Below are 13865 nucleotides of genomic sequence, written 5' to 3' on the forward strand. Positions count from 1 at the left end.
CTTGATCTCGTCGGTCGAAAAAAGATCGCGGTCGCCGGCCAGCGAGACCGCGCCACGAAGGCCAGAGGCATCATGGGTCGGCAAATAGATGAAACGCGTCATGCGAAAGCGTTCGAACAGAGCTACGACGAGCTGCGACTTGCTCTCCTCGCGATTGGGATTTGCCGCCACCTCATAAAGAAAGGGCAGCGTGGAACCGCGCAGACGCTGCAAGACGGGGCTGGTCGACAGCAGGCTTTCCTGATCGTAGATCGATAGAAGTTCGGCCGGCCAATTGTTGATCACCGAGTTGCTCTGCAGGTCGTGGGACGTGATCGGCGGCAGGTTGAGTACCATGAAGGCCCGGCAACGATAGACCTCCGTTACGCCCTTCATGAAGCGAAACACATCGAACTGCGTTTTAAGTCTGCTGATTTCCTCGATAAAATCCTCGCCACGAGGGGACATTCCCGCTTGTATCAATGCCGCCATCACCAGTCTTCTTTATGTAAAAGAGGGAGAAAATACGAAACTTCCGTCTCTTGCCCCTCACGATTATCGTACCGGCGCCGATACAAGGCGCTCGATAAAATATAATTTTTTCAAAATCGTGACCGCAATAACGCTCGTTACTATCATGTCCTCTCGCAACTCGCCGAATCCTGCAGGATTCCAATAATCACCGGGAGATAATGGCAGCTCTTGCGCATATCTCAACAGTAAAATTCCAGATGAACGAGCAATTTGGCCAAGGCCCGGCGCTGGCTTCAGAATCAAGGAGGCAGGCGGGTTTCGAAGAGCCGGCGCGAGAGATTTATCGGATCAACGCTTTGGCCCCATGCGATTGCGCATGTCCATCATGATCGAATCGGCCGCCGCAACCACCAACGGCGCCCATGCCTGCAACTTCTGGGGCGTGACGCGATAGGCCGGCCCGGTCACCGAGACGCCGGCCAGCATGTCACCATCATCCGAGCGGATCGGGGCGGCCACGCAGCATATGCCGCTTTCGTGCTCTTCGAGATCGAAGGCATGGCCCCGCGCCCTGATTGCAGCGATATCGGAGAGTAATTCGGCAGGACCGCGGAGTGTATGCTCGGTATAGAGGCGAAATTCGAAGCCCGAGATCCTCGCTGCAAGCTCTGCTTCGTCGAGCGCGGAGAGAGCGGCCTTGCCGACACCGGTGCAGTAGGCAGGGGATGCATTGCCGATCTGGGAATACATCCGCACGGACTGGCGGCCTTCCACCTTGTCGAGATAGATGACCTCAGCGCCGCGCAGGACGCCGAGATGGACGGTTTCACCGGTATATTCCTGCAGGCGATGCAAATGCGGTTCGGCAACGGCGCGAAACTCGTTGCGCGCCCAGCTGCGCGATGCGAATGTCAGGAGTCTGAGGCCGATCAGATAACGCCCATCGCGATCGACCTCCAGAAGCCCTTCTTCGACGAGGTGCGACAATTGCCGATGCAGCGTGCCCCGCGGCTGATCCGAGGACGTGAGAATGTCGGTGAAACGCATCGGACCGTCGGCGAGCGCTACGAGATCGAGCAGGGAGACGAGTTTTCCCAGCGTTCCGGTTTGCCGATCGCGGCGGACTTTATTTTTTCCGCCCTCTGAACCCATATCCTCGTTCATTCATTTCTCTCTGGCAGAGCGGCGCTAGAGCCGGATGGTTTTGGATCGAAGAAGTAGTGCATGATGTCGTGCGAAAACCGATCACACTTTTCGGCACCATGTTCTATCCTTGACACGACGAGACGGTAGTCCGATAATTCCATATAGTCAAATTATGTTCCAAATAATGGAACTTTCTATGAGTCCGGGAGGAGACACCTTGGCCGATATTCAGGCGCAATTTCCCGATCTGAAAGGCCGCACCGTCCTCGTCACCGGCGGCGGTTCCGGCATCGGTGCAAGCCTCGTGGAAGCCTTCGCGAAACAGGGCGCAAAGGTCGCCTTCATCGATATCGCCGAGGAGCCCAGCAAGGCATTGGCAGCTAAGCTTTCAGACCAATCGGCCCATCCCGTTACCTTTTACCATGCCGATCTGCGTGATGTCGGCGCGATCAAAAGCACTGTTGCGGCGATCGAGTCCGATCTCGGGGCGATCCGCGTGCTCATCAACAACGCGGCCTGGGACGACCGACACGATATCGATAGCACGACCGAAGAATATTGGGACAATAACCAGGCGATCAATCTGAAACAGGTCTTCTTCGTCTCGCAGGCGGCTGCACCCGGCATGCGGGCGGCCGGCGGCGGCGCGATCATCAATTTCTCCTCCATCGCTTTCAAGATGAATCCGCCGCTGCTGTCCTCCTACGCCAGCGCGAAGTCCGGCGTCATCGGGCTGACCAAGAGCTTTGCCGGGCGCTTCGGGCCTGAGAATATCCGCGTCAACGCCGTTCTGCCCGGCATGATCGTGACGCAGCGGCAGCTCGATCTGTGGCTAACCGAGGATGGCATGGACAAGATGATCGACCGGCAATGTCTGAAACGCGTGCTGAACGCCGACGATCTGGTCGGGCCGGTGCTGTTCCTGGCCTCGGACTGCTCGGGCGCTATGACTGGACAGGCCATCACTGTCGATGGCGGCATCTTCTGACCTTGAGATTTCTGACCTAAGACTTGGAGCATTTCTCATGACGAAACCCGCATATGTCGCGGTGGACTGGGGCACCAGCAGTTTCCGGCTGTGGCTGATCGGTGAAGACGGCAGTATTGTTTCGGAGCGCCGCAGCGGCGAAGGCATGACCACGGCCGCCCAAACCGGCTTCGCCAGGGTTCTGCAGACGCATCTCGACGCCGTATCGGCGCCGGATACCCTTCCCGTCATCGTCTGCGGTATGGCCGGAGCGCGCCAGGGCTGGGTGGAAGCCGGATATATCGATACGCCGACCTCGCTCGCCGCCATTCTGACGGCCGCCGTCACCGTGCCGGAACAGACGCGCGACGTTCGCATCCTGCCGGGTCTGGCGCAGCGCAGCCAGCAAGCGCCTGACGTCATGCGCGGCGAGGAAACGCAGTTGCTCGGCGCGATTGCCGCCGATGCCAAGGGCGAACAACTCGTCTGCATGCCAGGAACACATTCGAAATGGGTGCGCGTACTTGACGGCCAGGTGACGGGCTTCTCCACCTTCATGACCGGCGAGCTCTTCGATGTCATTACCAAGCACAGCATTCTGTCGCACGCCGTTGCCGGCGCTGCCGACATGCCCGCCGATGTGAAGGCATTCGAAGCCGCCCTCAAGGCGGCTCTGGACAAGCCGGCCCTCGTTACCAATCTGCTGTTCACGGCCCGCTCCGGCCAGCTTCTGAACGGGTTGACTGCGGCCGGCGCGCAGGCGCTGATATCAGGCACATTGATCGGCGCGGAAATCGCCGGCGCGCTTGCTTCTGCCGGGCAGAATGCGGCCATCACACTCGTCGCCTCCGGCCGCCTGCGGGCTCTCTACGAGGATGCGTTCCGCGCCCTATCCCTCACCTGCAAGACCATCGACGCCGATGCCGCCGTCCGCCGCGGACTTTCCGCCGCGGCCGAAGCGATCTGGTTCAAGAAAGAAGGCAAGAACTGATGACGACCCGCATCCCCTTCCCGCCCATGGAGCGCCCGCTCATTGCCATTCTTCGCGGCATCAAGCCGGAGGAAACGGCCGATATCGTCGGCGCGCTGATCGAGAACGGCTTCACGGCAATCGAGATCCCGCTGAATTCGCCGGATCCGTTCCGCTCCATCGAGATCGCTGCCAGGATGGCGCCGGCAAATTGCCTGATCGGCGCCGGCACCGTGCTGACGGTCGAAGACGTCGACAGGCTCGATGGCGCCGGCGGCAAGCTGCTGGTGACGCCGAATGTGGAGCCTGCGGTGATCAGCCGCGCGCGTGACAAAGGCATGGTGACGATGCCGGGCGTGTTTACCGCCACGGAAGCGCTTTCGGCCGCCCGTGCGGGTGCCACCGGCCTCAAATTCTTCCCCGCCGGTGTGCTCGGCGCTTCCGGCATTACAGCCATCCGCGCGGTGCTGCCGCCGGAACTTGTCGTCGCGGCGGTCGGCGGGGTTTCGGACCAGAATTTCGCCGACTACACCAAGGCAGGCATCCTCGCCTTCGGTCTCGGCACCAGCCTCTACAAGCCGGGAATGACGGCGGCCGAGGTTGCCGAACGCGCCAAGGTCACCATTTATGCCTATGATGCAGCCAGAGGAGCCTGATCTATGACGGATATTCATGATTTTCAGGGGAATATTCTCTGCAACACCTCGTCCGTCCTGGGAGAAGGCCCGACTTACGACCCGGATACGGACACCGTCTGGTGGTTCAATATCCTCGGCAAGGAACTGCACGAATTGCATCTGCCGTCCGGCAAGAAACAGGTTCACGAGCTGCCGATGATGGCAAGCGTGCTGGCCCGCGTCGATGCGGAACGGCAGATGCTCGCCACCGAACAGGGCCTGTTCCTTCGCGACGTCGCGACCGGCGAGCTGAGCTTCTATACGGCCATCGAAGCCGACAGGCCCGAGAACCGCTCCAATGACGGGCGCACGCATATTTCCGGATCGCTTTGGATCGGCACCATGGGCAAGCGCGCCGAGATGCAGGCAGGCGCGATCTATCATGTCGCCGGCGGCAAGGTCACCAAGATCTTCGATCAGATCAGCATCCCGAATTCCATCTGCTTCTCGCCCGACGGCACGATCGGATACTTCACCGACACCCGCGTCAGCCAGCTCATGCGCGTGCTCGTCGACCCCCAGACGGGGCTTCCGACCGGCGAGCCGATCGTCATGGTCGACAGCATGGAAGATCCCGGCGGCCTCGACGGCTCGGTCTGCGACGCGGACGGCTATATCTGGAACGCCCGCTGGGGCTCCGGCTTCGTCGACAAATACAGCCCGGACGGCCTGCGCATCGAGCGCTTTCGCGTGCCCGCCATGCAGCCTTCCTGCCCGGCCTTCATCGGCAAGAATGCGGACCGGCTGGCCGTGACGACCGCCTGGGAAGGGCTGGATGAGGAAGCCCGGTCCATGCAGCCGCAGGCCGGCGCTCTTCTGGAACTCGGCTTGACGGTGAAAGGCGTTTTCGACCCTCCATACAAGCTTTGATTGAATGCCGCCTTCAGACGACAGACGCTGAAGGCGGCATTGTTTTCGGCGGATAATGCAAGCTCGGAAGACATCCGGCCGCGCGGGAAATTGAAACCCGCATTGAATTGCCGTCGTTATCCCAGCAATCTTTCCGGTTGTTTCGCGAAGCGCTAATTCTCTGACTTCACGCGGCATTCCGTCATCTTCCGCGCCATGCGACGCGACTTTCTGCAACTTTTGACGGAACCAAAACCTACCTGAGCCATTGCTCCTACGACCGATACGATAACGGTCGGCACCACAAGGTTCCACTCGCGCTGGTAAGCATGCGCGTGTGATTAAGTGTGCCCATCAGAATGAAAGGTAGGTTCACGATGACTGGGAAACTCTTCACCTCCGTCGCCGCAGGCGCAATCTTCGCAACTGCATCCGTGCTTTCGCCCATGGCCTTCGCGCAGGCGCAGCAGCCGTCGAACGGGGGTACAGGCAACAACAATGCACCGCTGACGCAGTCTGCTCCGGCAACACCGGGCGCTGCGAAGCCGGATAATTCCACGCCCCAGAAAAACGCTCAGGCACCCGCCCCAGCGACGGGGTCGCAGCCATCCGGCGGCTATCTGACCATGCAGTCGGCCGATCAGATCAGCGCCAAGACCTATATGGGCCAATCGGTATATAACGGTCAGAACGAAAGCATCGGCAGCATTAACGACCTGATCCTGCAGAAGCAGGGCGGTGTTATCGCCGCAGTCGTCGGTGTCGGCGGCTTCCTTGGCATGGGTCAGAAGAATGTCGCCGTTCCCTTCGACAAGATCAGCGCCGCCCAGAATCCCCAGGATGGCACCATCAAGCTGACGACCACCGAGACGGCAGACGCGCTGAAGGCCGCGCCGGAGTTCAAGACGCTTGCGATGCAGGCGTCCGACAAGGCGGCAAGCTCGGCCGGCACATCGACCACGCCGGCAACGGACAGCACGACAACGTCGTCGACCAACAAATAAGCTATTGGTCAGGCGAAATGCAGAAGCTGCGGCCTTTACAGGCCGCGGCATTCGCGATTTCAAAATGACGGAGCGGTTCAGCTCTTCGTGGGGCCTGGGAGCCGCTCTATCTCGTTGTTTTCAGGTAATCCGCAGCGGAAAACCGCGCGCTTTTCCTGAAGGTAGCTAAGCGATCTCGCGTTCGTTGCCGGCTTCGAAATAGTGTGCCTGCAGATAGCGAAGCGTTGCAGCGCCATCTGCGGGTTTTCCGAAATAATACCCCTGTCCCATGGCGCAACCCAGCGCCTTCAGCTTCGCCGCTTCGGCACGTTCCTCGATGCCTTCCGCGACGACGCGTAGCTCCAGCCCCTCGCACATGGCGAGAACCGCCTTGATGATGTGCTCGGACGTCCGATCCGAATTCATGCGCGAGACGAAGGCGCGGTCGATCTTCACCTTGTCGAAACTGAACTCGCGCAGGCGCCCGAGACTGGATTGGCCAGTGCCGAAATCATCAAGGGAAATGCGAACGCCGGCCGCGCGCAGGTCCGCAATGATGCGCTGGGCAGTATCGGCCGAGCTCACGACCGCAGTTTCGGTGATTTCGAGTTCGAGACGATGCGGGTCCAGGCCGGCACGCGCGAGAATGGCGAGAACGCTGCTGCTGGTACCGGGATCCATCAGCTGCGCGGAGGACAGATTGAAGGACAGGAAAAGCTCGCGCGGCCAAGAGAGCGCCGCCTCCGCCGCTTTGCGCAGAAGCGTTTCGGAAAGTGCGTCGATGAAGCCGCGCTCCTCGGCAAGCGGTACGAAAACGGCTGGCGAAACGAAGCCGAGATCCGGATCGCTCCAACGCGCCAGGGCCTCGAAGCCGAGAACCATGTTATTGGAGAGCGAGACGATCGGCTGGAAATGCACGTCGATGGCATCGGAAATGATGGCATTGCGCAGTGCCTGTTCAAGCTGCGTCGCACGCTTCATCTCCTGCGCGATCTCCCTCGAATAGACGGTGATCTGGCCCCGGCCGCGGCGCTTCGAGCGATAGAGCGCAGTATCCGCACTCTTGAGGAGGTCCTCGAACTTCTCCCCGGCGAACGGGTGGATGGCAAAACCGAAGGATGCGGAAAGGCGAACGTTGCGATCGCCGAGATCGTAGGGCGCGGACAGTACTTCGCGGATCATCTGCCCGAATTTTTCTGCGCCGACGCGTTCGAAAACCAGCGGCAGGACGAAGGCAAATTCGTCGCCGTCATGACGCGTCACCATCGCGCCATCCGGAATGCAGGCCTTGAGACGATGTGCGACCTGGCAGAGTATTTCGTCGCCGGCATCGACGCCGAACAGGTCATTGATCGGCTTGAAGGCATCAAGATTGACAATCCCGATCGTAAAAGGCGCAGGATCTCCGGCGCGCTCGAGCGAAAGCGCGCGCGCCCGTTCGCGCATGCGATGGCGATTGCCCAATCCGGTGAGCGGATCCGTGTAAGCGATTGCTCGCGGCTCCTGATTGGCTGGCCCCGGCAGCGTTTCAGTCGATTTCATATTTGTTTCCGACCTTTTCTCCACCCGGGAAAAAGCATGACGGGGAAGTCTTAACAAAAAATGGCGGGGCGACAGTCAATCAATGCCAGCAATAACTTACGGTCGGAACTGTTGTGATTATAATATCTATCTGTTTTGCGCCTTCAGAGCGTTGCGCATGAATTTCTGGAATACCGTCTCGATGATATCGGGACTGACCGGCTTCAGGATGACGTCGTCCATGCCGACCTCGGTGCATTCCTTGCGATCCCGCTCGAAGGCCTGCGTCAGAACGCCGATGATCGGTGTGTGGGAGCCGCTGCCCATTTCCGCGCCGCGGATCAGCCGGGCGGCTTCGAATCCGTTCAGACCCGGCAGCGAAATGTCCATCAGGATCAATTCAGGACGGTGCTCCTGCCACAGCCGCACGGCTTCGTCGCCGCTTGCAGCGATGGCATAGCTGTATCCCAATCCCTCAAGGATCTGCGAGAAGACGATCTGGTTGATGTCATTGTCCTCGGCAACCAGGACCTGCGCGCGGCGTTCCTCCCCGGTTGCGCGCCGCCATTCGGACACGAGCCCCTGCTCCATGATATCGCCGAGTTCACCGCGGATATTTCGGTTGAAATGGCGCGCGATCAGGAAGGGAAGCTCCGTAGCAAGCTGCGAACCATCCAGCGACAGCGCGCCGAGGTTCTGCCGCTCGGCCAGCTCTATTCCGCGCTTGCCGAGCTGGTTGTCGACGATGACAAGATCGATCTTGACGCCATGCGCGCTTGCCACATCCAGAAACGCCGCCTCTTCGTTCTCGTTGTGAACGACGCAGGCCTCGAAACCGTATTTCCTGAGCGTCTTCAAGGCTGCGGTTTCGGCGGCAAAATCGGCAGTGACGACCAGAACCTTACGGCCGCTGAAATTCTCCGGGACGAAGGTTTCCATGGCGGCCGGGCGGCGCGAAATGGTCTGCAGGGCGGCTAGGGGAACATAGGCCCGGCGATAGGAGCGATCGCTGTTTTCCTTGATGTTCGATGCGAGGGCGAACTCGTCGAAATCGCTGCCATCCTTGGGCAGATCCTGCATGGTGCAGATCAGGAAATAGCGGCCGGGTTTGCCGATGCGCTGCTTGCGGGTGACGATATCGCGTTCGATGCCGTCGCGGGCGATCTGGCGCTGCCGCGTGATCGACATCTCGCCGGTTTCCATGACATGCAGGTCGCTCTCGTGAAAGCGATGGGCAAGGTCGGTGGAGAAGATATCGATGCTCTTGCGACCGCGCACTTCATCCGCCGCAGTCTGATACTTGTCGCAGAATGCCCTGTTGACAGCAACATAGACGAGGTTCTGGTCCTTGACGAAAACCGGGAAGGGCAGGTTGTCGAGGATATCCTCGGTGAGCTGTGCGCGCTCCATGTCGACGCGCCACTGCTCCTCCCGCTTCTTCACTTCGGAAACGTCTGACATGATGCAGAAGCCGATGCCCGACGGCAGCCGCCGCTTGATGATGCGCACCCAGCGGTCGTCCGCAAAATGTTCCGTCGTCTCGAAACGTTCGCGCCAATGCGAGGCTATGCGCTGCGAGACCCAGTCGTCACGGTTGGCGGCCGTCTTGCTCTGGTGTCTCTGATAGCGCACGCCCGTGTCGAAGACGGCGCCCAGAAAATCGCGAAGCCTCGTCGCGGGTTGCAGGAAGTCCTGCTGGATCGGGAAGAAATTCAAAATCTGGCGGCTGGCGAACAGCAGCTGATCATTCTTGTCATAGGCAAGGAATGCACTGGAAAGACTATCGCAGAAAGCGTCGAAGAACATCGCCTGCAGATTGCCGCCAAAAGGCGCATCAGCAGTCATCATTGCCAAAGCTGCCTTGTCAATCTCGGCAGTCATTCGTCCGATTCCTACACTCAACCAGTTTCACAACACGATAAGCAGACAGCGCAACATTCGTTCTGCGCGGCAAATTCGTGAAAATTGCATGCTGGCCTTGATACTTGAAGCAGATGGCGCCTGGCTCCTTGTAGATTGATGGCCACCAACCTGCCATCAAGAGCCGTCAGCATGCACGAAACGCGCCACTCGCGGTCATTTCAAGTTTCTCTGCCCGCAACCTGTCATTATTCCCTTAAACATTGATTAAATTTCTTAAACGGAGCACCGGACGGAAACGGGTGGATCACGGCCGGAGAATCGCCTTTCCTCTTTCCACACCGCCACGAATCCACGACAATGATGCCATGGCCATCAAGCAACTCTCCGAAACATTGATCAACCAGATCGCCGCCGGCGAAGTCATCGAGCGCCCGGCAAGCGCTGCCAAGGAGTTGATCGAAAACGCGCTCGACGCCGGCGCCACGCGCATCGAGATTGCCACGGCAGGCGGCGGCAAGGCGCTGCTGCGTGTAACGGACAACGGCTCCGGCATGGAAGAGGCGGATCTGGAGCTTGCCGTCCGGCGCCACTGCACCTCGAAGATCAACGAAACGCTGGAAGACATTCGCACCCTCGGCTTCCGCGGCGAAGCCCTGCCCTCCATCGGCTCCGTGGCGAAGCTTTCGATCGCAAGCCGCCGGGCAGGTGCCGCCGGCGGCGCCGAGATCTCGGTTGCCGGCGGCAAGGTTCTGCATCTGCGCCCGGCGGCTGCCAATCCCGGCACGATCGTGGAGGTGCGCGACCTGTTCTTTGCGACGCCCGCCCGCCTGAAGTTCCTGAAGACCGAGAAGGCGGAAGCTGCCGCGATCACCGAGGTCGTCAAGCGGATGGCGATCGCCTTTCCGCGCGTGCGCTTCGTTCTGTCGGGAACCGACCGCTCGACGCTCGAATTTCCCGCAACCGGCGACGATCATCTCGCCCGCATGGCGCAGGTGCTCGGGGCTGAATTCAAGGACAACGCCATTGCGCTCGATGCCGTGCGCGAGGATGTCGGTCTCACCGGTTTTGCCGGTGTGCCGACCTTCAATCGCGGCAATTCCGCCCATCAATATGCCTTCGTCAACGGCCGGCCGGTGCAGGACAAGCTGATCCTGTCGGCGATCCGCGGCGCCTATGCCGAGACCATTCCCTCCGGCCGCTATCCTGTCGCCGTGCTTTCCCTGACACTCGATCCGGCGCTGGTCGACGTCAACGTGCATCCGGCAAAATCCGATGTGCGCTTCCGAGATCCTGGTCTCGTGCGCGGCCTGATCGTCGGCGCGGTCCGCGAAGCCCTGTCGCGCGAAGGCGACCGGGCCGCAACGACCGGAGCGGATGGCATGCTGCGCGCCTTCACCGCCGGGCGTTCGGGATTCCAACCCGGCTGGCGCCCTTCGCCGGCAACTGCTCCCTGGATGCCGGAGACTTCGCCATCCCTGCCCTATGAGAGAACGCCGGCAACGGCGGGCTACGGATTTGCGGAAAGACCGCAGGCCGCCTTCGACGGGCTTGCCGTACCCACGGCACGTGCGGAACCGCCGGGAGAACCGATGCGAGCCGAGGAACCCTCTCGTTTTCCGCTGGGTGCCGCCCGCGCTCAATTGCATGAGAACTATATCGTCGCCCAGACGGAAAACGGGCTTGTCATCGTCGATCAGCATGCCGCACATGAACGACTGGTTTTCGAGGCCATGCGCAAGGCCCTGCACTCGAAACGCCTGTCCTCGCAGGTCCTGCTCATTCCGGAGATCATCGACCTGTCGGAGGAAGATTGCGACCGGCTGATGGCGTTTGCCGAAGAGCTCGGCGAGCTTGGCCTCGCCATCGAGCGCTTCGGCCCCGGTGCCGTTGCCGTGCGGGAGACGCCGGCCTTGCTCGGCGAGGTGGATGCGCAAGGTCTTGTCCGGCAACTCGCGGACGAGATCGCCGAATGGGACACGGCCTCGGGTCTTGCCGCCAAGCTGGAATATGTCGCGGCGACCATGGCCTGCCACGGTTCGGTGCGCTCTGGCCGGCGTCTGCGCTCGGAAGAGATGAATGCACTGTTGCGGCAAATGGAGGCGACGCCCGGCTCCGGCCAGTGCAATCACGGCAGGCCGACCTATATAGAGTTGAAGCTTGCGGACATCGAGCGGCTGTTCGGACGCAGCTGAAGCGAACCGGCTTCGAAATGCCGCTGCAGCGATCTTTGCGCGTCATATTTGACGCGCGCCGCTGTAGTGCGGTATGGCAAACAGATGACAGAGATCAAGGACGGCATCAGATGAATCTTTTTGAAGGACATGGAAACCGCGAGGCGAAGATTCGCTATCTCGACGGCGATTTCCAGATCCTGATGCCTGGCTCCTATGTCGTCTGCGCCATGACCGGCAAGCATATCGCGCTCGATGAGCTGCGCTACTGGAGCGTTGCCCGGCAAGAGCCATACGCCGACGTGATCACCTCGCTCGAAGCTGAAAAGCGCGCCGGCGCGCTTCCCAATCAGAAGCGCTGATTTTCTCGCCGAATAGCCTGCAGTATTTCAACCGGCCTTGCCGCCGCGCTTTTCCCGCAAGCAACGCTCGCGGGCTGCCGCAATCGCCCTGTCGATGATCAATCCCGGCGCCTGCGGATCGGCAAAGACCATGTCGATCTCGATCACCCTGCAACGCTGCAGCAATTCGTCGGCGCGGCCATGATGTCCGATGAGACGGACATAATCTTTCGACGTGGTGACGATCTCCAGCCCTTCACGCGAGGCTATGTCGAGCATGTCGGAAACCTCGTCGTCGCCGGGATGTTCATGATCTCCAAAGCTGCGTCGGACGGCAATATTCGCTCCGAGGGCTTCCACCGTGCGGAAAAACTTGGCCGGATCGGCGATGCCGGCGAAGGCAAGCACGTTGAGGCCGCGCAAATCTTCCTGTCCGCGCACTCTGACGCCTGCAGAAAAGAAAGGCTTTCCGGCCCTTGCCGCCAGGCGAACAACGCGATCAGCGGCATTGCCCTCGCCGACCTTCAAAAGAGCGGAGGCATAGATAAGCTGGGTGCGCAGCGGCGCACGCACCGGACCGCCTGGAACGAGATGGCCGTTGCCGATGCCCCGACCGGCATCGATCACAACCAGGGCATAGTCGATGGCAAGATGCGCGCTCTGGAATCCGTCATCCATGATGATGATGTCGGCGCCCTCGCGCACGAGCCTCTGCGCACCATCGGCCCGGCGGCGGGCAATGACGGTCAGCGCCTCGCGGGCCAGCAGAAGCGGCTCGTCGCCGACGGCTGTGGCATGATGATGCGCGGGATCGACGACTGTCGTAACATCGAGCGAGCCGCCATAGCCGCGGCTCAGAAAACCCGGCTTCAGCCCCTTGGCCTTGGCGGCTTGGGCGAGCGCAAGTGCCGTCGGCGTCTTTCCGGCTCCGCCGACTGTGAAGTTGCCGACACAGATGACCGGCACGGGCACGGAGGCACGCTTGCCATGCACCATGCGATATCCTGCGATACGGCCGTACAGGAAAGAGAAGGGTGAGAGCCCCCAGGCACGCCAATCCGGTTTTCGCCACCAGAAAGGTGGGGCTTCCGATACCATGCGTCTAACTCAGCCTTCTGCTTGTGCCGACAATAAGGCGGCAAGAAAGGTCAGATTGCGTGAAAAAGCAAGCCACTACCGGGATCAGGCCAATTGGGCGACCGGCATGAGCAGGCCTTCCAGCTCGGTAATGTCGTTGAGACAATAGTCGGATGCGGCCGTCAGCGTCTCGCGCGAGCCGGTGCCCGTCAGCACGCCGACGGTCACGCCGACGCCGGCGTTGCGGCCCATATGGAGATCGTGATTGTTGTCGCCGACGACGGCGACCTGCGCCGGCGAAAGACCCGTTGCCGCATAGAAGCCGAGTACCATGCCCGGCTCCGGCTTGATGCCGAAGCCGCTATCGTAGCCGGCGATGTAATCGACGTAGTCGATGAAGCCGAAGCGGCGCGCCGTCTGCCGGATGGAGCGCTCATTGTCGCTGGAGGCAACGCCGAGCTTGTAGCCGCGCTGATGCAGGCGCTGGAAGAAAGCGGAGAGATCTGTGACGGGCGAGGAAAAATCGGCCGCATGCGCGAAGAGCGCATCGAGTTTTTCCACCAGCTCCGCGATATCCATTTTCGAGCCGGCGGCCACCAGCCCCTCGGAAATCTGCCTTGTGTTGCCGGCAGCAAGCAGGCTGTCGGGCACGATATGGCCGGTGATCGGGTCCATGCCACAGGAGAATAGAAGATGATCGGCGAGTATCGGATCGTCCTGAGCGGCGATGCGCGCGAGCTCGCGATTGACCGGCAGCCAGCTCTGATCATAGTCGAGCAGCGTGCCGTCCTTGTCGAAGAGAATGCCTGCAATCGCTCCCAGCTTGGCCGCCGTCATGCCTTTCCCT

13 protein-coding genes are annotated in these 13865 nt (G+C 60.7%); 7 read left to right on the plus strand and 6 right to left on the minus strand.

Features of this window, described 5'->3' with window-relative positions:
* Both Q4Q11_RS12955 and Q4Q11_RS12960 read right to left on the minus strand, forming a co-directional pair.
* Positions 1-471 (minus strand): autoinducer binding domain-containing protein (locus tag Q4Q11_RS12955; RefSeq protein WP_498569714.1); only part of this gene is annotated, 471 nt, incomplete at its 3' end.
* A gap of 330 nt (positions 472-801) precedes the next feature.
* Positions 802-1617, minus strand: a complete 816-nt coding sequence (locus Q4Q11_RS12960; protein WP_498569715.1) for an IclR family transcriptional regulator — start codon at positions 1615-1617, stop codon at positions 802-804.
* 199 nt (positions 1618-1816) lie between these two features.
* Here Q4Q11_RS12960 and Q4Q11_RS12965 point away from each other — a divergent pair, with 199 nt between their 5' ends.
* The 5 genes from Q4Q11_RS12965 to Q4Q11_RS12985 all read left to right on the plus strand — a co-directional run bounded on the left by Q4Q11_RS12965 (position 1817) and on the right by Q4Q11_RS12985 (position 6066).
* Positions 1817-2587 carry an SDR family NAD(P)-dependent oxidoreductase gene (locus Q4Q11_RS12965; RefSeq protein WP_498569716.1) on the plus strand — a complete coding sequence of 257 codons (771 nt, stop codon included), beginning with the start codon at positions 1817-1819 and terminating at the stop codon, positions 2585-2587.
* A 37-nt stretch (positions 2588-2624) separates the two neighbouring features.
* On the plus strand, positions 2625-3557 hold the full coding sequence (locus Q4Q11_RS12970) for a 2-dehydro-3-deoxygalactonokinase (protein ID WP_498569717.1): 933 nt from the start codon (positions 2625-2627) through the stop codon (positions 3555-3557).
* Positions 3557-4192 (plus strand): 2-dehydro-3-deoxy-6-phosphogalactonate aldolase, encoded by a 636-nt coding sequence (locus Q4Q11_RS12975; protein ID WP_113213804.1) that lies wholly within the window; start codon positions 3557-3559, stop codon positions 4190-4192. Before Q4Q11_RS12970 ends, Q4Q11_RS12975 begins: the two co-directional genes overlap by 1 nt.
* Before the next feature lie 3 nt (positions 4193-4195).
* The gene (locus tag Q4Q11_RS12980; RefSeq protein ID WP_113222363.1) at positions 4196-5083 is read left to right on the plus strand and encodes an SMP-30/gluconolactonase/LRE family protein; all 888 of its coding nucleotides are present in this window, start codon (positions 4196-4198) and stop codon (positions 5081-5083) included.
* Between the two features lie 356 nt (positions 5084-5439).
* Positions 5440-6066, plus strand: coding sequence for a PRC-barrel domain-containing protein (locus tag Q4Q11_RS12985; protein WP_112513176.1), 627 nt, complete (start codon positions 5440-5442; stop codon positions 6064-6066).
* 165 nt (positions 6067-6231) lie between these two features.
* Here Q4Q11_RS12985 and Q4Q11_RS12990 read toward each other — a convergent pair whose 3' ends face one another.
* The gene (locus Q4Q11_RS12990; RefSeq protein WP_498569718.1) at positions 6232-7587 is read right to left on the minus strand and encodes a putative bifunctional diguanylate cyclase/phosphodiesterase; all 1356 of its coding nucleotides are present in this window, start codon (positions 7585-7587) and stop codon (positions 6232-6234) included.
* A 126-nt stretch (positions 7588-7713) separates the two neighbouring features.
* Complete coding sequence (locus tag Q4Q11_RS12995; RefSeq protein WP_498569719.1) at positions 7714-9447, minus strand: response regulator; 1734 nt, start codon at positions 9445-9447, stop codon at positions 7714-7716.
* A gap of 347 nt (positions 9448-9794) precedes the next feature.
* Here Q4Q11_RS12995 and mutL point away from each other — a divergent pair, with 347 nt between their 5' ends.
* Entirely contained in the window at positions 9795-11621 is a 1827-nt protein-coding gene (gene mutL / locus Q4Q11_RS13000) for a DNA mismatch repair endonuclease MutL (protein ID WP_113213807.1), read from the plus strand.
* A 110-nt stretch (positions 11622-11731) separates the two neighbouring features.
* On the plus strand, positions 11732-11962 hold the full coding sequence (locus Q4Q11_RS13005; protein WP_015338954.1) for a DUF2093 domain-containing protein: 231 nt from the start codon (positions 11732-11734) through the stop codon (positions 11960-11962).
* A gap of 27 nt (positions 11963-11989) precedes the next feature.
* On the opposite strand, the gene lpxK is transcribed toward Q4Q11_RS13005, so the two are convergent.
* Positions 11990-13039 (minus strand): tetraacyldisaccharide 4'-kinase, encoded by a 1050-nt coding sequence (lpxK, locus tag Q4Q11_RS13010; protein ID WP_498569720.1) that lies wholly within the window; start codon positions 13037-13039, stop codon positions 11990-11992.
* A gap of 84 nt (positions 13040-13123) precedes the next feature.
* Positions 13124-13855, minus strand: coding sequence for an HAD family hydrolase (locus tag Q4Q11_RS13015; RefSeq protein WP_112513181.1), 732 nt, complete (start codon positions 13853-13855; stop codon positions 13124-13126).
* Positions 13856-13865: the final 10 nt, after the last annotated feature.

The organism is Rhizobium sp. UFLA01-1127 (genome assembly GCF_059803845.1).

Excerpts from the sequence above, each read along its gene's own strand:
- mutL (WP_113213807.1), top strand. The coding sequence starts at position 9,795 with ATGGCCATCAAGCAACTCTCCGAAACATTGATCAACCAGATCGCCGCC.
- Q4Q11_RS13015 (WP_112513181.1), bottom strand. The coding sequence starts at position 13,855 with ATGACGGCGGCCAAGCTGGGAGCGATTGCAGGCATTCTCTTCGACAAG.
- Q4Q11_RS12970 (WP_498569717.1), top strand. The coding sequence starts at position 2,625 with ATGACGAAACCCGCATATGTCGCGGTGGACTGGGGCACCAGCAGTTTC.
- Q4Q11_RS12975 (WP_113213804.1), top strand. The coding sequence starts at position 3,557 with ATGACGACCCGCATCCCCTTCCCGCCCATGGAGCGCCCGCTCATTGCC.
- Q4Q11_RS12985 (WP_112513176.1), top strand. The coding sequence starts at position 5,440 with ATGACTGGGAAACTCTTCACCTCCGTCGCCGCAGGCGCAATCTTCGCA.
- Q4Q11_RS13005 (WP_015338954.1), top strand. The coding sequence starts at position 11,732 with ATGAATCTTTTTGAAGGACATGGAAACCGCGAGGCGAAGATTCGCTAT.
- lpxK (WP_498569720.1), bottom strand. The coding sequence starts at position 13,039 with ATGGTATCGGAAGCCCCACCTTTCTGGTGGCGAAAACCGGATTGGCGT.
- Q4Q11_RS12990 (WP_498569718.1), bottom strand. The coding sequence starts at position 7,587 with ATGAAATCGACTGAAACGCTGCCGGGGCCAGCCAATCAGGAGCCGCGA.
- Q4Q11_RS12960 (WP_498569715.1), bottom strand. The coding sequence starts at position 1,617 with ATGAACGAGGATATGGGTTCAGAGGGCGGAAAAAATAAAGTCCGCCGC.
- Q4Q11_RS12995 (WP_498569719.1), bottom strand. The coding sequence starts at position 9,447 with ATGACTGCCGAGATTGACAAGGCAGCTTTGGCAATGATGACTGCTGAT.
- Q4Q11_RS12980 (WP_113222363.1), top strand. The coding sequence starts at position 4,196 with ATGACGGATATTCATGATTTTCAGGGGAATATTCTCTGCAACACCTCG.